Below are 19306 nucleotides of genomic sequence, written 5' to 3'. Positions count from 1 at the left end.
ACACCAGCAAGAACGAACCGGTCGGCTGGCTGAGCCACCAAGGCGCCCTGAGATCACTGCACCCGCCCCAGCACACCCCGACAGCCACCTCTCCCCGATGACACAGACGAGCAGAGGACGCAGGCCTCGCCGAGCCGCGCCTCTGCGCCTTTCCACATTCGCCCGCACGGGTCACGTCCACCGAGGGCTCGGCGGCGCATACTTGACTGTGCGGGAGCACCCCGCCGTGACCTGGAACGAGAGGGTGGCAAGCCGGTGAGCAACGGCGCCAAGGGGCTGAGGAAGGTCAATGTGCGGCTCAAGTGGGATCCGAGCCCCTGGGACCGGCCGCCTCACCACCTCGACATCATCGCCACGACCTACGCCGCGGACGCACCGTACGAACGACCGGTCTACGTCGTCCAGTTCGACAAGCGATCGCCGGACGGAACCATCAACATGAGCCGGCACAGCAGGACCGGCCAGGGTTTCGGCTTCGTCGAGGAGATGACGTTCGAACTAGACCGTCTGTCGCCCTCCATCGCACGCGTGGTCGTGGGAGTGGCGATCCATCAGGACGACGGACACAAGACCTTCGGCGACGTCTCGAACACCGGGGTGGTCGTCGCCGAGGGGTACAGGGAACTTCTGACGGACGACTTCGAGCGGGTCGCCGGGGCCACCGCCGCCACGGTGGCGGAATTCACCCGTAATGCCTCCGGTGCCTGGGAGTTCCGGGAAGCAGTCCGTGGCTTCGACAGCGACCCCGTCCTCTTCGCCTCGGAGATGGGCAGCGCACCACGGCCCTGACTGCGCGACGACGTGTACGCGTGCACCGCCGAAAGTCCTGAGGGAGCCGGAAGGGCCGGGTACTGATCGCCGGGTCCCAGGCCCTGGCCCCCAACCTGGACCGGCCGGATCGCCACAACCGATGACCGGCACACCACGGCCACCGGCCGCCTCGCCCTGCCCCACGCAGCCCCCGCCCGCCGTCGCACACCGTGAGGCGCTACCGCGCCTGGCGGGCCGCGGCCCGCACACAGGCGCACGCACCTTGCGCGACCAACCGGTCCGACCTCAGGGGGAGGCTCTTTCCGGCGGCCCCCAGGCCGCGGCGTCACCTCCCCGCCACTCCATGAGGAGACTGCGGACCGACAAGGTCCTGAGCGAGGAGATCCCGGACTCCATCGCCGCCTCCTGCCGGAGCTGTTCCAGCGGGTGCTTCCGGCCGCTCGGTGCGACCCCAAGGCGGCGGCCGGCGCAGGTACGGCGATCGGCAGCTGCTGGCAGCCGTCGTGCTCGTAGCGACCACGGGCTGCACGTGGCGGCAGCCGCCGCCGGGTTTCGGTCCTTCCGGGCCGCGCACCGGCGGTTCACCGCGTGGAGTCGAGCTGTCTCGACACCGTACAAGGGGTCGCGTGTTCGGGCGGATCTTCCCAAGCTGCGCGGCACCCGCAGAAGGACGTCCGTGATCACCGTCACGCGCGGTCCGCGACCGCCGTCCCCGGCAACGAGCCGGCGCGGGCCGTCGGGCGGCAGACCGTCCACCCTGCATACCGGCGTTCGCGTGCTCCCGGCGAGACGTACGCCACGGTCCCGTTCAATGCGGGAAATGGGGGTATCCGGTGCACATGGCGAGGAGATGGGGAGGTCACGCGGTGCGGGTTCCGGTGTCGGTGTCGTGGTGGATCCGGCTCGCCGCGGTCTCGCAGAAGGCTTCCAGGCCGGACAGCAGGGCGGTCCGCTTGGCGGCGGGCATCTGCTCCAGCACCGCCCGCAGTTCGTGCTCCCTGCGCTCCCGCAGGTCGTCGAGGAAGGCACGTCCCCGCTTGCTGAGGTGGAGGCGTACTTCACGTCGGCTGGTCGCGCTGACCGTACGTTCGACGAAGCCGACCGCCTGCAGCCGGTCGCACAGCCGGCTGGTCGACGGGGGCGTGGAGGCCAGGGAGCCGGCGAGCGTGCGCAGGTTGATCCCCTCGTGGTGTTCGAGGATGAACAGCACCCGCAGCTGGGAGACCGAGGCCGGGGCGGTCGACGCCCGGCCCCAGAGCACTTCCAGCAGCTCCACGGCCGTGGAGGTCACACGCGCGACCTCGTCGGGGTGGGGGCGGGGAGCAGTCACGGTCACACTCTCGCAGACGCTGGGGCGCGGACCAGCCTACTAGGCGCGTGAGACCGGGGACAGACGACTCGGTCGACCGGCGCACCTCCCGCGAACAGGTATCCGGCGAGGCCCTGCCTCGCCCCGGCATGAGAATGGGTGTTCCTTTACTGGTGGACAGATTCGTAGCCGCTGAACGCGCTCTGCGTACGGCGGCACCCCATGAGTTGCTCGACGCCGTCCGGCACGTACTGGTCGAGCGGTACGCGGCACGGTCGGTCGAACTGTTCATGGCCGACTACGGCTTGACCCTGCTGCAGCCGGTGTCCGTGCTGCCGCACACCACCGAACCGGTCTCGGTGCACGGCAGCGCCGCCGGCCGCGCCTTCGGGGCCCAGCAACCGCATGTCGAGCCGGTGCGGGACGGCCTGGTGCGCCTGCACCTGCCCGTCACGGTGCGCGGTGACCGGCTCGGTGTGCTGTCGGTGACCCTGCCGGACCGTGACCGGGCGGACGGCACCGTGTCCGAACTGGCCGATGTGGCCCAGGTGCTGGCACACGAGGTCGTCGTCGCGGAGCGGGAGACCGATGTGTACATGCAGGCGCGCCGCAGGGACCGGCTGACGCTGGCCGCGGAGATGCAGTGGCAGCTACTCCCCGGCCGCTCCTGTACGCGGCCCGAGTACCGGCTCGGCGCCCAACTCGAACCGGCCTACGCCGTCTTCGGTGACAACTTCGACTGGTCCGCCACCGCGGACCACCTGATGCTGTACGTCACCAACGGCATGGGGGAGGGCATCGAAGCCTCGCTGCTGACCAATCTGGCCATCAGCGCCCTGCGCAACGCGCGGCGGGCCGGTCTCTCCCTGGCCGACCAGGCGGTGCTCGCGGACCAGGCCGTCTACGCGCATTACCGGGGCCGCCGTTACCTGTCGGTGCTGATGCTGGACTTCGAACTCGCCACCGGACTCGTGTCCGTGGTGGACGCCGGATCGCCGCGGATGCTGCGCCTGCGGGACGGCGCCGTCGAACGCGTCGAGTTGGAGGCGCAACTGCCGCTGGGCATGTTCGAGGACACCGACTACGTGTGCCAGGAGCTGTACGCCGAGCCCGGTGACCGGCTCGTCTTCGTCAGCGACGGGGTCTACGGGGTGGCTTCACCCAGGGGCGATGCGTACGGGGACGCCGCGCTCGCCCGGGCGATCCAGGCCACCCGGCTGCTGCCCGCCGCGGAGGTCCCGCGCGCCGTCCTGCGCGAACTGAGGGACCACCGCGGTCAGTCGTCCTCGGACGACGACGCCCTGGTGGTCTGCCTGGACTGGCTGGGGCGCTGACGCGGGGCCGCCCGACCGGCGGAGTGTGGACGGATGGTGAAGGTCTGCGCGGCACCCGTGGCCGTGCGGTCAGTCCGCAGCCCCGAGAACTCCGGGGATTTCGGCCGTCGTCGGACACGGGGCGACGGCCGGCGGCGGGAGTGGCGCTTGCACGAAGACACCGCCCTACGGGACTGTTGTCGTTAGGCATCTGTTTTCTTCGCTGAGTGAGGTGAGGGTCCACGCGTAGGGGCCCCGTTGCATGACTTCTTCCCCGGCCCGTTCCCACACCGCTGCCACGGGCACGGTGAGCGCCGCGACCGCCCCCTGCCCGCTGGTGGTCATAGGCGCGGACGGGCAAGTCGTGGAACTCAACGCCGCCGCCGCGGGACTCCTGCCGGCCGCCCGCTCCGGTCGGCGGCTGCTCTTCCCGGACTGGCTCGCCGCCGCGAGCGGGGACACCCGTGCCGTGTCCGGACCGGTCGGCGATCGGTTCTTCTCCGCCCACCCGTCCGCCGTGGCCGGTGACAGCACCGCGTGGTGGCTGGTGGACGAGACCGAGTGCCGGTCGCTCCTGAGGGAGCTGGAAGCGGAGCGCGGACGCACCCGGTTCCTCAACGACGCCTCCACCGCCCTGCTCTCCTCGCTGAACCTGGACCGCTGTACGGAGGTCACCGCAAGCCTGGCCACCCAGCACCTGGCGGACGCCGCGCTGGTCATCTCCCCCGCCGCGAACGGCAGGCTGCCGGTCGTGCTCTGCGACCACCGGGGGCAGGTGTCCCGGCGCACCGTCACGGACTCCCCCGGTACCGTGCCGGGGCTCACCGAGGCCCTGCGCGGGTTCCCGCCGGTGCCCGCGCAGTGGATAGACCCCGCCACCGCACCCGAATGGCTGGTGCCCGCGGACTTCGGCGAGGTCGGATCCCTGGCGGTCACTCCGCTGCCGGGCCACGGCGTGTCGGCGGGAGCCCTGGTCCTCCTGCGCCGGGGTCGGGAGGCGGCCTTCACCGACGGGGACGAGATATTGGCCAGGCTGTTCGCCGCCCGGGCGGGCGCGGCCATGTCGGCCGCCCGTCTGTACGCCGAGCAGAACAGGATCTCCGAAACGCTGATGCGGGAACTGCTGCCGCCGACGCTGCAGCACGTGGAGGGAGTGGACTTCGCGGGCGGCTACCGGCCGAGCAAGGAGACGGAACGCGTCGGTGGTGACTTCTACGACGTCCACCCGCCCGGGGAGGACTTCCCCGAGACCCTCGCCGTACTCGGGGACGTGGCGGGCAAGGGACTGGAAGCCGCGGTGCTCACCGGCAAGATCCGCAACACGCTGCAGGCGCTGCTCCCGCTGGCCGGCGACCACACCAGGATGCTGCGGCTGCTCAACAACGCGATGCGCACCAGCCACCACACCCGCTTCGCGACCCTCGTGCTGGCCTCCGTCCGACGCGAGGAGAGCGACGTGGTGCTGCGTCTCACCGCCGCGGGCCACCCGCCACCGCTCGTGCTGCGTCGCGACGGTACGGTCGAGGAGGTGGACACCCGCGGAAGCCTGATCGGTGTCCTGCCCACCATCGCCGCGCACACCGCGCACGTACGGCTCGCGCCGGGGGAGACCTGCCTGTTGTTCACCGACGGTGTCACCGAGGCCAGGGGCGGGCCGCTGGGCGACACCCTGTTCGGCGAGCAGCGGCTCATGCGCGCGGCGGCCGAATGCGTCGGCATGCCGGCCGAAGCCGTCGTCGAGCGGATCCAGATGGTCACCGCGCAGTGGCTCGGTGACGGACGGCACGACGACATCGCCGTCATGGCCATCACGGCTCCACGCGGCTCACACCTCAGCGCGGTGGACGGGACGACCCGGGGCAGGTACACGGCATGAACATCGACACGGCCGACGTCGACGACCGGGCCGGCGGGCAGCACGCCGGCGCCCGCCCCTCCTCGCCCCACGACGGCGAGCGGGCCGCGCACTGGGCGGACCGGCTCTGGTCCGCGGTGCTGGCCGGGGACACCCACGCGGCCGTCGACGTCGTCGAGGACGCCCTCGGCGCAGGGCTCGACGCCGAGGCGGTGCTCCTGGACGTCATCGCCGCCGTCCAGCACAGGGTCGGCGTCGAGTGGGCCGCGAACCGCATCAGCGTGGCCGGTGAGCACACGGCCACCGCCATCAACGACCGCGCGATCGCCGCCCTGCCGGTACGCCGCCCCGGCGCACCGCTCGGCCGCCTCACCGTCGCCTGCGTGGACCAGGAGTGGCACGCGCTGCCGGCCCGGCTGGTGGCCGAGACCCTGCGCCTGCGGGGCTGGCAGGTCGACTACCTCGGCGCGCAGGTGCCCACGGCCCACCTGATAGGCCACATTCACCGCACCGGCCCCGACGCGGTGTGCCTGTCCAGTTCCCTGGCCACACGGCTGCCGCTCGCCCACCGGGCGATCACCGCCGTCCAGGCCGCCGGACCGCCCGTCATGACGGGCGGTCTCGCCTTCGGGGCCGACGGGCGCTACGCCCGTCTGCTGGGCGCGGACGCCTGGGCCCCGGACGCACGCGCGGCCGCCGACAGGCTCGCCGCCGGCCCTCTCCCCCGGCCGGCACCCGCCCACCAGGTCATCGACGATCTGCCCCACCTGGGCGACCAGGAGTACACGATGGTCGCCGGCTCCTCCGCCCGTCTGGTGCGCGACACCTTCCACGGCCTTCAAGAGCGGTTCTCGTTCGTACGGGACTACACCGACGAACAGCGCGAGCGCACCGCCGAGGATCTCGCCCACATCGTCGACTTCCTCACCGCGGCTCTCTACGTCGACGCTCCTGAGATCTTCACCGGATTCCTCGCCTGGACCGCCGACGTTCTCTTCGCCCGCGGGGTGCCCGCGCAGGCGCTCATGCCCGGCCTGGACCTCCTGGAGGAGCAACTGCGCGACTTCCCTCGCGCCCGTGACTACATCGACGCCGGACGCGGCGCCCTCACCACCCGCCTCTGACCCGCGACACTGGACGAACACCGTGACCACATCCCCGGGCGCAGAACCCAACGCCCCCTCACCGTCCCCCGACCCGAGGCGCACGGTACGCCTGGTGCTCACCGGCGACCTGGACTACGACACCTGCGGCAGCCTGCTCCAACAGGTCCAACTGGCTCTGCGGGAACACGAGGGCGCGGAAGAACTGCGTCTGGACTGCGGGGAACTGGGCGCGGTCGACTCCATGGGACTGTCGACGCTGCTGCAGATACACCGCGCGGCCTGCCGGGACGGTATCGGTTTCCGCCTGGACAACATAGGCCCGGTGCTCAAGCGCCTGCTCGATCTCACCGGCACCTACGAGCACCTGCACGCCTCCCGGGAAGCCACCGCGGCGGCCGACGGTCAGCACCCGTGAATCAGGGCCGGGGACGACGCACCGGCCCGACCGTGCGACGACGTCGTGTCCGCTCCGGCTGGGTCTGCGCCTGGAGAAGAGGGCCTAGGCGGCGGCTTCCTCCACGGTCGGGCGCACCGTGAGGAGCGTGTCGACTCCGGTGATCTCCAGGAGGCGGCACAACTGCCGTGTCGGCGCGGCCACGCGGAGGTCGACCGTCCGGTGGGTGAGGATCAGCAGGTTCAACAGGGACGAGTCGGCGAAGGTGATGCCGGAAGCGTCCAGGACCACCTTCGAGTGCTCCGCGGCCGCCCTGTCCAGCGCCTCCGCCAGAGGGGAGATCGAGCACAGATCGAAGGAGCCGCGGGCACCCACGACCTGAGCGCCGCCACGCGCGTACCGCACCACGGACGGCTGCTCGGGACCCCGCGGGCCACTCACGTCGGCAGCATCCGCGCACCCGGCGACCGCCTCGTGCAGAGACACGTTCCCTCCCTCGTACGTGCACAGATCACGTCATCTATTGCACGAAAAGTATGTCACGTATGATGGTTCACGCAAAGCCGTTCTCTAGAATGCCGTGCATGGTAGAAGTACCCGAGCCTCATTCCGGATGGACGTTCGTCACCAACCACGCCCGCGTACTGGCGGCCGTCGCCGACAATCCGAACGCACGGATCCGCGACATCGCGGCTCACTGCCGGCTCACCGAGCGCGCCGTCCAACGGATCATCGTCGACCTCGAACAGGACGGCTATCTCTCCCACACCCGCGACGGACGCACCAACACCTACCGCATCCAGCCGGACAAGGTGCTGCGCCACCCCGCCGAAGCGGACCTGACCGTGACCTCACTGCTCTCTCTGCTCGTACAGGACGAGAAGGCGCCGTGAGGCGAAGGCCGGCGGTGGGGCGGTCCGCCCCGAGCCGGCGTGGTACGTCCTTCCTCCGGCGCCGCGCCGCCGGTTACGGCACCGTGTAGCCGGCGGCGCGGAACAGTTCGTACCACTCGGGGCGGGTGAGCGGGAGGTCCGAGCCGAGCGCGGCGGCCGCGACGCGCTCCGGTGTGGTGGTGCCGAGCACGACCTGCATCCGTGCCGGGTGACGCGTGATCCAGGCGACCGCGATCGCCTCGGCGGGCACGCCGTACTTCTCGCTCAGGCGGTCGATCACGGCGTTCAGCTCGGGGTAGCGGGGCGAGCCGAGGAACGGGCCGTCGAAGAATCCGGCCTGGAAGGGCGACCACGCCTGGACGGTGATGTCGTGCAGGTGGCAGTAGTCGACGACGCCGTCGTCGCGCACGACCGACTGGTCGAGGCCCTGCATGTTCGCGGCGACGCCCTGCGCGATCATCGGAGCGTGCGTGATCGAGAGCTGGAGCTGGTTCGCGACGATCGGTTGCGTCACGTACTTGCGCAGCAGGTCGAGCTGGCGGGGGGTCTGGTTGGAGACGCCGAAGGCTCGTACCTTGCCCGCAGCCGACAGGTCGTCGAACGCGCGGGCCACTTCCTCCGGTTCGACGAGCCGTCGGGACGGTGCAGCAGCAGGACGTCCAGGTAGTCGGTGCCCAGCGCCTCGAGCGAGCCGTTCATCGACTCCACGATGTGGTCGTAGGAGAAGTCGAAGTACGGGCCGTCCTTGACGATGCCGGCCTTCGTCTGGATGACGAACCGCTCGCGCTCCGAGGAGCTCAGGTTCATGGCTTCCGCGAAGCGACGCTCGCAGCCGTGGAGGCCCCGACCGTACACGTCCGCGTGGTCGAGGAAGGTGATCCCGGCGTCCCGCGCCGTGTGCACGAGCGTGCGCACGGCGTCGTCGCTCATGTCCTGGATGCGCATCAGGCCGAGGACGACGTTGGGGACGACCAGGTCGGTGCCGGGCAGGGTGAAGGTTTTCATGCGGCTCTTTCGCTGAAGGCTCGGACGGGTCGGGGAGCGGAGCGGGCGGTGCCGCCCTCGGCGTCGTGCCGAGCGCGGTGCCGCGCGAGTTCCCGTCGTCACCACAAGGAACCGTCGATCCAGGAACCCAACAGCTCTTGCTTCTTGGATTGAGAAGTACGGGTAGTGGATTCGGCAGTGCGGAAGGGTCCTCACAGGAACCGGCGAATGGGCTGCACGGCCGCCTCGCGGGCGCGCTGGAGCACGGACCGCCGTCTCCAGCGATCTCGCCGGATCGGCTCGCTGACCGCCTTGTCGGCCTCGAAGTGGCGGTCGAGGGTGGCGGTGAACCCCGGGTCGAGCACGGCGAGCATGACCTCTTCGTCGTGGTCGAGGGAGCGCCGGTTGAAGTTGGTCGAGCCGACCAGCGCAGCCGTGTGGTCGACGGTCATGACCTTGGTGTGCAGCATCGTCGGCCGGTAGTGGTAGATCTTCACGCCGCAGGCCAGGAGTGACGCGTAGTGGTGCTCCCCCGCCAGTCGGCAGACCCGCTTGTCTGTGTGCGGACCGGGCAGCAGGATCTCCACCTCCACCCCGCGCCGTGCGGCCTCGCACAGGAGGTCGACGAAGTAGGCGTCCGGGGAGAAGTAGGCCGTGGCCAGTCTGAACCGCTCCTCGGCGGACTCGATCATGACCCGGACGAGGGTCTGCATGTCCTGCCAGCCGAAACTGGCGGACCCGCGCACGACCTGGACCACCGCGTCCCCCTGGGGGTGGTGGCCGGTGAACCGGTCGCGTTCGTCGAAGAGTTCGTCGTGGCACTCGGCCCAGTTCTGGGCGAAGGCGGCCGCGATGCCGTCCACGGCCGGTCCTCGGACCCGAACGTGGGTGTCCCGCCACTCGCGCGGGTTGCGGGCGTCGCCGCACCACTCCTCGGCGATCCCCACGCCGCCGGTGAAGGCGACCTGTTCGTCGACGACCAGGACCTTTCGGTGGCAGCGGTGGTTCTGCTTGAACGGCGACAGGCGCGCGGGCTTGCGGAACCAGGCCACCTGGACGCCCATCCGGTCCATCTCGGCCAGCAGGTCGCCGTCTATGAGTCTGCTGCCGAAGCCGTCCAGCAGCAGACGTACGCGCACCCCGGCTCGCGCGCGCTCCGCCAGCGCGTGCGCGAAGTCGCGGGCGACGTCGCCCTTCCAGTACACGAACGTCATCATGTCCACGGTGTGCTCGGCGGACCTGATGGCGTCGAGCATGGCCGGGAAGATCTCGTCTCCGTTGCGCAGGGCGTGCAGGGCGTTTCCCTCGGTCGCCGCGATGCCGATCAAACGCTCCAGTCGGCGGCGCAGGCGCTGGGCGCGCTCGTCCGTGGCCGGTGCGTGCTGTTCCGTGCCTGCGCCGTCGATGGCGGCCGCGGGCACCTCCTGGACACTCGTCATCCCTCTCCCTCCTTGCCTCAGCACTCGCTGAGCATCCCGTCGCGCAGGGCGAGGGCGGCGAAGCTCCGACTGCCCTGTTCGAGAGCGTTCATGCCCTCCCCCGTCCCCGGTGCCTCGCGTCGACGCCTCGACACGGGGTACACGCGACGGCAGCGGGGCTCGACCCGGGATCACGGAAGGTGCGCGCAGGTGGACGAATCATCGGTCAGGGCAGTGGGTTGGGCGCGGTCCCTTCCGGTGAGCTGCGACGTGAAGGCGGCGAGGGACTGGTCCCGCGAGCGTCTGAAGGTGCTCGGCTGGACGGAAACCGCTCCGCAGACGGTCGACGCGGTACTCCTGACCGTTTCGGAACTGGTCACCAACGCCCACGTCCACGCCCACAGCAACGCCCAGCTGGTGTTGACGTGGGACACACGTTGCCTGCACGTGGCGGTCCACGACGCATCGAGCCACCTGCCCGCCCCTCGCCCGCCGAGCACCGAACGCCTCGGCGGGCGAGGCATCCTCCTGGTCGACGCCCTCGCCGACAGCTGGGAAGCGCGCCCCTGCCCCTACGGCAAGACCGTCACCGCCTGCTTCCGTCCGCCCGACGCGTCTGGTCCCGGCGGCCGTCGGGCTTAGTCGTCACTTGCGTGGCGCTGCGGAAATCGGCCGCGGAGCCCCGTCGCCCCCTTGGTAGGGTGCGCCGGTGTCGGCGATCAGAAAGTTCCAAGTCACCTTCGACTGCGCGGAACCCGAGCGCCTCGGCCGTTTCTGGTGCGAGGTGCTGGGGTACGTCGTACCGCCGCCCCCGGAGGGTTTCGGCAGCTGGGACGACTACAGGAGTGCGCAGCCGCCCGAGCGGCGCGATGCCTGGTTCGCCTGCGAGGACCCCACCGGCGAAGGCCCACGCCTGTACTTCCAGCGCGTCCCCGAAGGGAAGGCCGCCAAGAACCGCGTGCACCTCGATGTACGCGTGGCCACCGGGCTCGTGGGCGAGGAGCGTCTGGCCGCACTCGAGACCGAGTGCGCGCGACTGACGCCGCTCGGAGCGGTGCACGTGCGAACGCTGTACGACGGCAACGACGCGTGCATTCCGATGCTGGACATCGAGGGCAACGAGTTCTGCCTCGACTGAGACACTGCCGTGCCCGCACCTCCTACGACCAGAGGTGCGGGCACCGGGTGAACGGCACAGCGCGCGGCGTCAGCCGATGTGCCAGGAGAAGCTGCCTCCGTTGTTGGCGGCCACGGCGAACATCACGATCATGAGCAGGATGTCGGCCACTCCCAGGCCGAGCGCCCACTTGGCCATCGTGGATCCCGTCTGCCGCAGCGCCACGGCACCGAAGACGATCGCGAGCGGACCGAGGACGATCGGCAGGATGAAGAGTCCGACGATGCCGCAGACCAGTCCGGCGATCGCCAGACCGCTGGTCCTGCCGCCCTTCCGGGTTCCCGTTCTGCTGTAGGTCGCCATGCTTTCTCCCGATTGTTCGTAGTTCAGTTGTTTTCTCCTTCGGTTACCTCCGAGTTGCCCCCGGAGCTCGAATTACGCCTATGGTTCGTCACATCCGTTGCCCTCGCGGCGATTTCGGTCCCTCGGCCTGAGTGCGTCACTCCCAGCCGAGAGGGAACGGCTCGCTGTCGGTGCGCGGGGCGGAGGGCTCCGCTCCCGCCTCGTTGAAGGCGGCCAGGGCGTCGATCAGCACCCGTCGCTGCTCCGGCCTCAGACGTTCGACGATGGCGGCGATCTCCGTACGCCGCCGGGCGGTGACCTCCTCGACCGTGCGACGCCCTTCCGCCGTGAGGCGCAGCAGGGTCTCCCGGCGGTTGTCCGGGTTGACCTGTCGGTCCGCAAGGCCGGCTGTGATCAACCGGTCGACCATGCGCATGGCCGTCGAGGGGGCGACGTGGAGGAGGCCGGCGAGGGCGACGAGTTTGGTGGCGCCCCGGCTGGACAGGACCACCAGCATCCGGAACTGCGGCAGTGTGACCCGGTCCTCGACGGCTGACAGGGAACGGGCGGAGACCGCCACCAGCACCCGGGAGGCGGTCAGCACCTCCCGCGTGACGGCATCGACGTCCTCCATGGTCCCCTCGCGGGACTCGCGCTCCACCATGGGTCTTTTCTACCGGGATCGTTCATTTGGACTGTACAAAATTTTGCCTGCCGAAGTGATGGCCGACGAGTTCACTCCCCGTCCAGGCGGGGAGTGAACCGCCCGACCTGGGAAGGGCGAGCATGACACGCGATGAGACGGACTCCGTCCGACCTCGCGTTCCCACCGGCTGGCGCCGGCTGGTCGCTCGCGCACCCGTCCTCCTGTTCCGGGCCGGCCTGGGACCGCTGCTCGGCAGACGGTTCCTGCTCCTGCACCACGTGGGCCGGGTCAGCGGACGCGACCGCGGGGTGGTTCTCGAAGTCGTGGCAGACGAAGCGCCGTACCGCTGCTGGACCGTCGCCTCCGGCTTCGGCCCGCGCTCAGACTGGTACCGCAACCTACGTGCCCAGCCGAAGACGGTCGAACCGGCCGCACCGGGCCGGAGGCGGGGCCGTCGCGATCAGCGATGCCTGGTCTTCAGCAGCCCGACCACGAGGACCACCAGCAGAATCCCGAACATGATGGCGAACCACGGGAAGAGTTCCTCCGCACCGGCCGCCACGTACTGGATCTTTTCGTATGCGACGTTCATCAGGACCGTCTCCTTCTGGACCCGCTGTGGGGCTCCTGGCTCCGCCAGCGGAAACCTCGGATTCCACGACTGCGGGTGCCCTCCGCCGGCGTTCCCTCACGCCGGGACCGCGTGTCGTCGGCGGTCCTCAACGTCCGTGCCGCTCTCGCAGGGACGTGGCGATCCGCTGGGTGGACGCCTGCGCCGTGGCCACGTCGCGCGGGTAGGTGCGCATCGCCACCAGGCCGAGCAGACCTGCGGCCACCAGGGCGAGGAGGAAGAAGAGCAGCGTGTACTGCAGACCGGTCCCGCCGTCGTCGCCGCCCCGGCCGTCGAACACCTGGGCCGACACGTAGCCGAACAGGGTGGGCGCGGCGGCCTCGCACAGGGTGCGCAGCATGGTACGCACTCCTTCACCGGTGCCCCACAGGTACGGCGGGAGGATGTCGAGCCGGGCGGCGTCCAGGGGCGGATTGACCGCGTTCAGCAGCAGCGCGCCGGTGACCAGCAGGGGCACCGCCACGGCGAGGGAAGTGGCGTAGACGGCCGGAGCGACGAAGACGGGCACCGTCAGCATGCACACCGTGGGAACCAGGGTGCGGGCATTGACCCGCCCGTCGCGCAGCAGTCGGTCGGCGATCCGCCCGCCGGACAGGACCCCGGCGAGAGCGCCGATGCCCGCGACGAGTACCAGGGAGGTCGCCACGGAGGTGGTCACACCGAAGTGGCGGGTGGTGTAGAGGGTGGCGAAGGAGCGCAGCCCCGTGAAGTAGAAGTAGCCGAGGGCGGACGCCAGGATCAGCACCAGGTTGGTGCGTACCCGCAGGATGTAGCGGATCGACCACCACGTGGACCGCTTGCGCGGGTCGGAGTCGAGGACGAGGTCTTCGTGCGGATCGAGGCGTGCGCGCCGTGCCGCCTGCGCGGTCGGACCGCCGTCAGACCGGTGGGCGTCCGCCGGCCGGGGGGTGTCGTGGTGCCGGCCCCGCTCGTCGGCTTCGGCCTCGTCCCGTTCGTCGGTGCCGCGGCCCCGTCCATGCTCGGGGCGGAACCGGCCGCCCCGCGCGGGCTCCGCGAGGCGGTGGATGAACCAGACCAGAGCGGTGCCGGGTACGACCAGCCACCAGAAGGCGAAACGCCAGGTGAGGAAGGAACCGATCAGACCGGACAGGGCGAAGCCGAGGCCCGTGCCGGCGAGTTCGCCGGCGAGGACGAGCCCGTACATGCGGGCCCGGTCCCCGGCGGGGAAGTAGTCCCCCACCAAGGAGGCGACGGTCGGGCCGGCGGTGGCCGAGACGGCCCCCAGGGCCGCGCGGGAGGTCAGCAGCCACAGGTAGGACGTACTCGCCCCCGCCATGAGCATCGCCACCGACCACAGCGCCAGGCTGATGGCGAGCATCCGCGTACGGCAGGTGCGGTCGACGAGGAGACCGACGGGGACGGTGAGCGCCGCGCCGGACAGGGCGGTGACGGAGGCCAGCAGTCCGATCTGGACGTAACCGAGATCGAACGCGCGCGCGAGCTGAGGTGCCATGGCCGACACGGCGCCCTTGTCCGCGCCGTCCACGGCCAGGGCGCCGGCCAGGGTCAGCACGACCCGGGCCCGGGCGGGCCCGCCGAGGGCCCGCGCTCCCCGCTCGGCCAGGATCCGGACGCGCCGGGACGGCCTCATTGCGCGGTGGCCGCGACGGTCGCGGCGGCAGTGGCCGTCGGCAGGATGAACAAACCTCCTCGGACCTCCTCGTGAAAGTGCGGCACCCCACGGGACGGCCACCACCGGATGGGCCGTGGTCGGTCCGTGCCGAGTGGCCAAAAGCCTGCCCGCCCGCACCGCCGACCGCAAAAGGAAGAGCGCGTCCGTGCCGGCGGCGGTCACGGCAGCCCTGATCCCCGTCCGGCGGGGCGTCGGCGAAGATGGTCACGTCCACCGTCCACGTCAGCGAGGAGTTTTCGCGCAGATGGCCACTTCCGCACCCGGTCCGAGGCCGCCGACGATCGCCGACGTCGCGCGCCTCGCCGGTGTCTCGCGCACGACCGTGTCGCACGCCCTGAACGGACTGGGCAAGGTCGATCCCCGGACCCGGGAGCGTGTCCGGCAGGCCGCGGCGGAGCTGGGCTACCGTCCCAACCTGCGCGCCCAGCGTCTGCGGCGGGGGCAGGCGAAGGCCATCGCGCTGGCCTCGTCCATGCCGTTCGCGGTGGCGGGCGGGCCCTCCCGGCTCGGGTTCTACATGGAGGTCGCGGCGGCCGCCGCCGAGCGCGCCCTGCTGCACGACTACGCCCTCGTGCTCGTACCACCCGTGCAGTCGGGTTCCGCGCTGTACTCCGTGGACATCGACGGAGCCATCGTGGTCGAGCCGGAGGTGGACGACGCGGCGGCCGCGCAGCTGCGCGAGCGGGGGCTGCCGTACGTCGCGCTCGGCCGGCCCGTCTCGCCGGACGAGGACGCCCCCTACGTCGATCTGCGCGGCGGCCTGGTGGCGGAGCTGCTCCTCGATCATCTGCGCGCACAGGGGGCGCGGCGGCCCGCGTTGATCGTGGGCTCCGGTTCCCGGCACTCGTCCGTCGACGCGTTCGCCGCCTACCGGCGGGCCACCGATCGCTACGGCTGGGAGCCGGTCGTGGCGCGCGTCGTGGAGTCGGGCGGCGAGCAGGCCGGCTACGACGCCTGCGCGGCCCTGCTCGCCGAGCACCCGGAGACCGACGCCGTCTGCGCGCTCGTCGACGCGTTCGCGGTGGGTGCGGTGCGGGCGATCCGGGACAGCGGGCGGGCCGTGCCGGAGGACGTCATGGTCGTCACCCGCTACGACGGCCTGCGCGCCCGCACCTGTGAGCCACCTCTGACGGCCGTCGACCTGCATCTGGACCGTGCCGCGTCCGACGCGGTGGAACTGCTCCTGGCCCGACTCCGCGGGGACACGGTCCCCGCGACGACGACGGCACCCCCACCGCCACGGGTGATCGCCCGCGCATCGTCGACCCGGGGGGCCGGGGCCTGAGGCGGGGTGGGGTTCCGACACCGGGACGGGCCCCTGCCCGACCTCAGCCGCCCAGCATCAGCACCACCCCCGACACCAGTGCGAAGACCAGGACGAACAGACGCATCCTGCGGGCGTCCAGGCGGTGGTGCACCAGGCGGCTGAGCCAGGCGCCGAGGGCGATCGCCGGGAGGAGCAGGGCCGCCTGGCCCAGTTCGGTGGGCGCGGCCTTCCCCGTCGCGAAGAGCAGGAGCAGGGAGGCGACCTCGCCGACGAGGAAGCAGGCGGCGACCGTCGAGCGCAGTTCGGCGGGCGGCCGGTGCTGGTAGACCAGCGCGAGCGGCGGGCCGCCCACCCCGGTCGCGGTTTCCGTCAGTCCGGTGACCGCGCCCGCGCCGACGTACGCCGCCCGCCCCGGCGCGAACGTGGGCGCCGCCAGGCTGACGACGGCGGCGAGTACGGTGGCTACGCCCACGAAGAGGCCGAGGCTGTGTTCCGGGATCAGCCAGAGCAGCGCCAGCCCGGCCGGCGTGGCGGCGAGTCTCGCCCCGGTGATCCAGCCGGCGCCGCGCAGGTCGAGCGAGGTCCGTTCACGCCAGGCGACGTACAGGTTGAGCGGGACCATCGACGCCAGGACGAACACCGGGACCAGACCGGGGTCGATGAACCCGGCGACGGGCGCGACGATCAGGGCGAAGCCGAGTCCGCTGCTGCCCTGCACGAACGCGGCGACGACCACCGCCACGGCGAGAACCGCCAGCATCTGCGCACTCAACGCCGTGCACTTCCCTTCTGGGCTTCCTGAGCCTTCCGGACTCTCTGAGCCCTCTCGACCCTCTCAGCCCTCGGAACCCTCTGGGCTCCGCTGAGCGCCCGCGCCGCCGTCGACGTGGGGTGGACCCGGGTGACGTCGGCCCCCGCGACGGCGGCGCGGGCCAGTTCGGCCGCCCGGCTCACCAGCGCGGCCCCGTCCCAGCCGGCCGGCCGGCCCTGCCACATCCGCAGCTGCCCGCCCACGAAGACGGCGGTGATCTGGTCCCGGTTGCCGCGCCGGACGAGTTCCCACGGCAGGTCCCAGGTCAGGGCCAGTTCCGGGGTGTCGACGTCGACGAGGAGGAAGTCCGCCGCCTTGCCCCGTTCCACGGTGCCGGTGAGGGCGCCGAGGCCGAGGGCGTCCGCTCCCCCGTGGGTGGCGCGCTCCAGCCAGGTCCAGCCGGCGCCGCACGACGAGTCGCCGGTCGCCAGGCCGTACGCGAGTCGCTGGGCGAACTCGGCGGCGTCCGCGAGCCGGAAGCCGTCGCCGCGGGTGCCGTCGGTTCCGATACCGAAGCGCACGCCGCGCTCGGCCAGGGCCGTGGCGGGTGCGACCGCGTTGCCCTTCCAGGCACTGGCGACGGGGTTGTAGCTGATGGCGGTCCCCGTGTCGGCGAGCAGGGTCAGCTCGCGCGGGGTGAGGAGCGTGGCGTGCGCGGCGAGCAGCTGAGGGCCGAGCGCGCCGACGGTGTGCAGGTGTTCGAGGGGGCGCAGTCCGTGCCGTACCAGGGAGCGTTCCACCGCGGCGAGGTGTTCGTTGACGTGGATCTGGACGACGGCGCCGGCTTCCGCGGCCAGCCGGGCCGTCGCACGCAAGGTGGTTTCGGTGGCCGCCTCGGGGATCGACACGGCCAGCGAGGGGTGTACGAGGGGGTCGCCGGTGTAGCGGGCGAGGTGCTTCTCCGCGTTCTCCGGGACGGCCGGGGCCGAGGCGCCGCCGGTGCCCTCCGCGCCGGCCGTGCCGTCCGCGTCGTTGCAGATCAGCCCGAGCGCGCAGCGTATGCCGGCGTCCCGCGCGGCCGAGGCGACCACGTCCACGTCGACATCGGCGCGGGTGCCGGCGTCGGCGACGGTGGTGAAGCCGCCGCGCAGTGCCTCGAGCGCCGCCAGCTTGGCCGCGGTGTAGGCCGACTCCTCGTCCAGCGCGCCCTCCAGCGGGACCCAGACGCGGCGGAAGATCTCGGACGGCTCCCCGAAGGCGAGCGCGGCGCCGAAGCTCTGGGTGAGATGGTGGTGGGTGTCGACGAAGCCGGGCATCAGCAGGTGGCCGGGGGCTCGGACGGCGTTCAGGTGCGGATGGGTGCGGGTCAGCTCGTCCGCCGGTCCCACGGCGGTGAAGCGGCCGTCGTCGACCACGACCGCCCAGCCGTCGACGGGGCCTTCGGGCAGCAGCACCGAGCCCGGTACGAGCAGGAGCGGGCCGGGGTGGGCGAGGGCGTCTCGGTCGGGTCGGTTCATCGGTCGCTTTCCGTGCGCGGTGAGGTCAGGCGGGCGACGACGCCGGGCCTGACGTGGTGGAACAGGATGTTGAGGACGACGGCCGTGAACGTGCCGACGGCCACGCCGCTTTCGAGCAGGATGCGGAGGTTCGGCGGGAAGCCCCCGTACACGCCGGGCACGAGGATGGGCAGCAGCCCGAGGGCGAGGGCGACGGCGCAGACGAACGTACTGGTGTGCTTGTCGAGGTCGGACCGGCCGAGCATCTGGACGCCGAGGACGGTGATGACGCCGAAGACGACCATGGCGGTGCCGCCGACGACCGGGGTGGGGATCACGCTGATCGCGCGGGTGACGGGGGCGAGGACACCGATGGCGATGAGCACGACGCCGGCCGCGGCGGTGACGAAGCGGCTGCGTACGCCGGTGACGCGGACGATGCCGATGTTCTCGCCGCTGGTGACCATGAGCGGCAGGCCGAAGAAGCCGCCGAAGAGCGAGGTGAGCGCGTCGCCGCGGACGGTTCTGGGAACATCGGTGCGGGTGTCGATCCGCTTGCCGACGGCCTCGGCGTTGATGACGGTCTGGCCCGTGGCCTCGGCCATGGAGGCCAGCGTGTAGAGCATCAGGGGCAGCGCGGCGACGAGGTTGAACTCGGGTGCGCCGAAGGGCATCAGCTGCGGCAGGTTCACCAGGCCGCCGCCCACGGCGTCGGCGCCGGCCCCGTCGATCGCGCCGGTCGCTGCCGCGAGGACGGCTCCGGCCAGCAGGCCCAGCATGACGGCCAGTTGGCGCAGGACGCCGGTGAAGAACAGGTAGAAGGCGACGGTGAACGCGATCGTGGCCATGCCGAGGCCGAGGTTGCCGGGGTCGGCGAAGCCGGGCGAGCCCGGTTGGCCGGTGACCAGCACGGCACCGACCTTCACCAGGTTGACGCCGACGATGACGATCATCGTGCCGATGACGAGGGCGGGGAAGTACGCGAGGAGGCGGGAGAAGAGGGGCAGGACGACGAAGGTGAACACCGCCGTGAGGATCACCGCCCCGGTGGCGGTGCGCAGGCCGTGCTGTTCGGCGATGGCGAGGAAGAGGATGAGCGGGGCTCCGCCCGGCAGCATCACGAACGGGAGCCGGGGACCGAACTTCCAGACGCCGAGCGACTGGACGAGGGATCCGACGCCGGAGAGCACGAAGGCCGCCGAGAGCAGGTCCACGGTGAGACCGGCGCCGAGCCCGAGGGTGGCGCTCATGAGGAAGATCGCCGAGATGGGGGTCGCGGCCATGACGAGGACGTGCTGGATGCCGAAGAGCAGGATCCGGCCGAGTGGACGCGCCTCGTCCACGGGGTGCACCCCGCCC

At 71.4% G+C, this 19306-nt stretch carries 19 protein-coding genes and 3 pseudogenes; 11 read left to right on the top strand and 11 right to left on the bottom strand.

The window, feature by feature from the left end; translation table 11 throughout:
* Positions 1–255 precede the first annotated feature (255 nt).
* Both AB0P07_RS10845 and AB0P07_RS10840 read left to right on the top strand, forming a co-directional pair.
* Positions 256–789 carry a TerD family protein gene (locus AB0P07_RS10845; protein ID WP_365548091.1) on the top strand — a complete coding sequence of 178 codons (534 nt, stop codon included), beginning with the start codon at positions 256–258 and terminating at the stop codon, positions 787–789.
* A gap of 387 nt (positions 790–1176) precedes the next feature.
* Positions 1177–1372 (top strand): annotated as a pseudogene (locus AB0P07_RS10840) (transposase); the annotation flags it as partial.
* 258 nt (positions 1373–1630) lie between these two features.
* Here AB0P07_RS10840 and AB0P07_RS10835 read toward each other — a convergent pair.
* Positions 1631–2107 (bottom strand): MarR family transcriptional regulator, encoded by a 477-nt coding sequence (locus AB0P07_RS10835; protein WP_365548088.1) that lies wholly within the window; start codon positions 2105–2107, stop codon positions 1631–1633.
* A gap of 146 nt (positions 2108–2253) precedes the next feature.
* Here AB0P07_RS10835 and AB0P07_RS10830 point away from each other — a divergent pair, with 146 nt between their 5' ends.
* From AB0P07_RS10830 to AB0P07_RS10815, 4 genes are all read left to right on the top strand, one after another.
* Positions 2254–3414 carry a PP2C family protein-serine/threonine phosphatase gene (locus AB0P07_RS10830; RefSeq protein ID WP_365548085.1) on the top strand — a complete coding sequence of 387 codons (1161 nt, stop codon included), beginning with the start codon at positions 2254–2256 and terminating at the stop codon, positions 3412–3414.
* A gap of 241 nt (positions 3415–3655) precedes the next feature.
* A complete protein-coding gene (locus tag AB0P07_RS10825) occupies positions 3656–5269 on the top strand; it encodes a PP2C family protein-serine/threonine phosphatase (RefSeq protein WP_365548082.1) in 1614 nt (537 codons plus the stop codon).
* Complete coding sequence (locus AB0P07_RS10820; RefSeq protein ID WP_365548079.1) at positions 5266–6372, top strand: cobalamin-dependent protein; 1107 nt, start codon at positions 5266–5268, stop codon at positions 6370–6372. Before AB0P07_RS10825 ends, AB0P07_RS10820 begins: the two co-directional genes overlap by 4 nt.
* A gap of 22 nt (positions 6373–6394) precedes the next feature.
* The gene (locus AB0P07_RS10815) at positions 6395–6769 is read left to right on the top strand and encodes an STAS domain-containing protein (RefSeq protein ID WP_365548076.1); all 375 of its coding nucleotides are present in this window, start codon (positions 6395–6397) and stop codon (positions 6767–6769) included.
* Between the two features lie 84 nt (positions 6770–6853).
* Here AB0P07_RS10815 and AB0P07_RS10810 read toward each other — a convergent pair whose 3' ends face one another.
* Positions 6854–7234, bottom strand: coding sequence for an STAS domain-containing protein (locus AB0P07_RS10810; RefSeq protein WP_365548073.1), 381 nt, complete (start codon positions 7232–7234; stop codon positions 6854–6856).
* A gap of 98 nt (positions 7235–7332) precedes the next feature.
* Between AB0P07_RS10810 and AB0P07_RS10805 the strand changes: the two genes are divergently transcribed.
* The gene (locus AB0P07_RS10805; RefSeq protein ID WP_365548070.1) at positions 7333–7641 is read left to right on the top strand and encodes a helix-turn-helix domain-containing protein; all 309 of its coding nucleotides are present in this window, start codon (positions 7333–7335) and stop codon (positions 7639–7641) included.
* 73 nt (positions 7642–7714) lie between these two features.
* On the opposite strand, the pseudogene AB0P07_RS10800 reads toward AB0P07_RS10805, so the two are convergent.
* Both AB0P07_RS10800 and AB0P07_RS10795 read right to left on the bottom strand, forming a co-directional pair.
* A pseudogene (locus AB0P07_RS10800) lies at positions 7715–8646 on the bottom strand (aldo/keto reductase).
* Positions 8647–8837: 191 nt separating this feature from the next.
* Complete coding sequence (locus AB0P07_RS10795) at positions 8838–10064, bottom strand: phospholipase D-like domain-containing protein (protein WP_365548067.1); 1227 nt, start codon at positions 10062–10064, stop codon at positions 8838–8840.
* A gap of 189 nt (positions 10065–10253) precedes the next feature.
* Here AB0P07_RS10795 and AB0P07_RS10790 point away from each other — a divergent pair, with 189 nt between their 5' ends.
* Both AB0P07_RS10790 and AB0P07_RS10785 read left to right on the top strand, forming a co-directional pair.
* On the top strand, positions 10254–10685 hold the full coding sequence (locus AB0P07_RS10790) for an ATP-binding protein (protein WP_365548064.1): 432 nt from the start codon (positions 10254–10256) through the stop codon (positions 10683–10685).
* Between the two features lie 67 nt (positions 10686–10752).
* Complete coding sequence (locus AB0P07_RS10785) at positions 10753–11181, top strand: VOC family protein (protein WP_365548061.1); 429 nt, start codon at positions 10753–10755, stop codon at positions 11179–11181.
* Positions 11182–11250: 69 nt separating this feature from the next.
* Here AB0P07_RS10785 and AB0P07_RS10780 read toward each other — a convergent pair whose 3' ends face one another.
* Entirely contained in the window at positions 11251–11523 is a 273-nt protein-coding gene (locus AB0P07_RS10780) for a DUF4190 domain-containing protein (protein ID WP_102931645.1), read from the bottom strand.
* A 136-nt stretch (positions 11524–11659) separates the two neighbouring features.
* Complete coding sequence (locus tag AB0P07_RS10775) at positions 11660–12166, bottom strand: MarR family transcriptional regulator (protein ID WP_365548058.1); 507 nt, start codon at positions 12164–12166, stop codon at positions 11660–11662.
* A gap of 122 nt (positions 12167–12288) precedes the next feature.
* Here AB0P07_RS10775 and AB0P07_RS10770 point away from each other — a divergent pair.
* Positions 12289–12570 (top strand): annotated as a pseudogene (locus AB0P07_RS10770) (nitroreductase/quinone reductase family protein); the annotation flags it as partial.
* A 38-nt stretch (positions 12571–12608) separates the two neighbouring features.
* Here the strand turns inward: AB0P07_RS10770 and AB0P07_RS10765 are convergent.
* A complete protein-coding gene (locus AB0P07_RS10765; protein ID WP_269671209.1) occupies positions 12609–12740 on the bottom strand; it encodes a hypothetical protein in 132 nt (43 codons plus the stop codon).
* 127 nt (positions 12741–12867) lie between these two features.
* Positions 12868–14391 (bottom strand): MFS transporter, encoded by a 1524-nt coding sequence (locus AB0P07_RS10760; RefSeq protein WP_365548055.1) that lies wholly within the window; start codon positions 14389–14391, stop codon positions 12868–12870.
* A 286-nt stretch (positions 14392–14677) separates the two neighbouring features.
* Here AB0P07_RS10760 and AB0P07_RS10755 point away from each other — a divergent pair, with 286 nt between their 5' ends.
* Positions 14678–15718 carry a LacI family DNA-binding transcriptional regulator gene (locus AB0P07_RS10755; RefSeq protein ID WP_365548052.1) on the top strand — a complete coding sequence of 347 codons (1041 nt, stop codon included), beginning with the start codon at positions 14678–14680 and terminating at the stop codon, positions 15716–15718.
* A gap of 43 nt (positions 15719–15761) precedes the next feature.
* Here AB0P07_RS10755 and AB0P07_RS10750 read toward each other — a convergent pair whose 3' ends face one another.
* From AB0P07_RS10750 to AB0P07_RS10740, 3 genes are read right to left on the bottom strand one after another with little or no spacing between them, the layout of a single operon-like run.
* Positions 15762–16472 carry a sulfite exporter TauE/SafE family protein gene (locus AB0P07_RS10750; RefSeq protein WP_365548049.1) on the bottom strand — a complete coding sequence of 237 codons (711 nt, stop codon included), beginning with the start codon at positions 16470–16472 and terminating at the stop codon, positions 15762–15764.
* Positions 16469–17968: an amidohydrolase family protein gene (locus AB0P07_RS10745; RefSeq protein WP_365548046.1), complete on the bottom strand. Its 1500-nt coding sequence runs from the start codon at positions 17966–17968 to the stop codon at positions 16469–16471. The genes AB0P07_RS10750 and AB0P07_RS10745 overlap by 4 nt, the downstream gene beginning before the upstream one ends.
* A complete protein-coding gene (locus AB0P07_RS10740; protein WP_365548043.1) occupies positions 17965–19290 on the bottom strand; it encodes a solute carrier family 23 protein in 1326 nt (441 codons plus the stop codon). The genes AB0P07_RS10745 and AB0P07_RS10740 overlap by 4 nt, the downstream gene beginning before the upstream one ends.
* Between the last annotated feature and the right edge of the window lie 16 nt (positions 19291–19306).

Origin of the sequence: Streptomyces sp. NPDC085944 (assembly GCF_040686295.1) — a bacterium.
GTDB lineage: Bacteria > Actinomycetota > Actinomycetes > Streptomycetales > Streptomycetaceae > Streptomyces > Streptomyces salinarius.
This window is presented reverse-complemented; position numbering and strand designations above follow the sequence as displayed.

Bases quoted from the DNA above. Each gene is read 5' to 3' on its own strand.
- AB0P07_RS10825 (WP_365548082.1), top strand. From the start codon at position 3,656: ATGACTTCTTCCCCGGCCCGTTCCCACACCGCTGCCACGGGCACGGTG.
- AB0P07_RS10820 (WP_365548079.1), top strand. From the start codon at position 5,266: ATGAACATCGACACGGCCGACGTCGACGACCGGGCCGGCGGGCAGCAC.
- AB0P07_RS10765 (WP_269671209.1), bottom strand. From the start codon at position 12,740: ATGAACGTCGCATACGAAAAGATCCAGTACGTGGCGGCCGGTGCGGAG.
- AB0P07_RS10745 (WP_365548046.1), bottom strand. From the start codon at position 17,968: ATGAACCGACCCGACCGAGACGCCCTCGCCCACCCCGGCCCGCTCCTG.
- AB0P07_RS10775 (WP_365548058.1), bottom strand. From the start codon at position 12,166: ATGGTGGAGCGCGAGTCCCGCGAGGGGACCATGGAGGACGTCGATGCC.
- AB0P07_RS10755 (WP_365548052.1), top strand. From the start codon at position 14,678: ATGGCCACTTCCGCACCCGGTCCGAGGCCGCCGACGATCGCCGACGTC.
- AB0P07_RS10760 (WP_365548055.1), bottom strand. From the start codon at position 14,391: ATGAGGCCGTCCCGGCGCGTCCGGATCCTGGCCGAGCGGGGAGCGCGG.
- AB0P07_RS10795 (WP_365548067.1), bottom strand. From the start codon at position 10,064: ATGACGAGTGTCCAGGAGGTGCCCGCGGCCGCCATCGACGGCGCAGGC.
- AB0P07_RS10780 (WP_102931645.1), bottom strand. From the start codon at position 11,523: ATGGCGACCTACAGCAGAACGGGAACCCGGAAGGGCGGCAGGACCAGC.
- AB0P07_RS10805 (WP_365548070.1), top strand. From the start codon at position 7,333: ATGGTAGAAGTACCCGAGCCTCATTCCGGATGGACGTTCGTCACCAAC.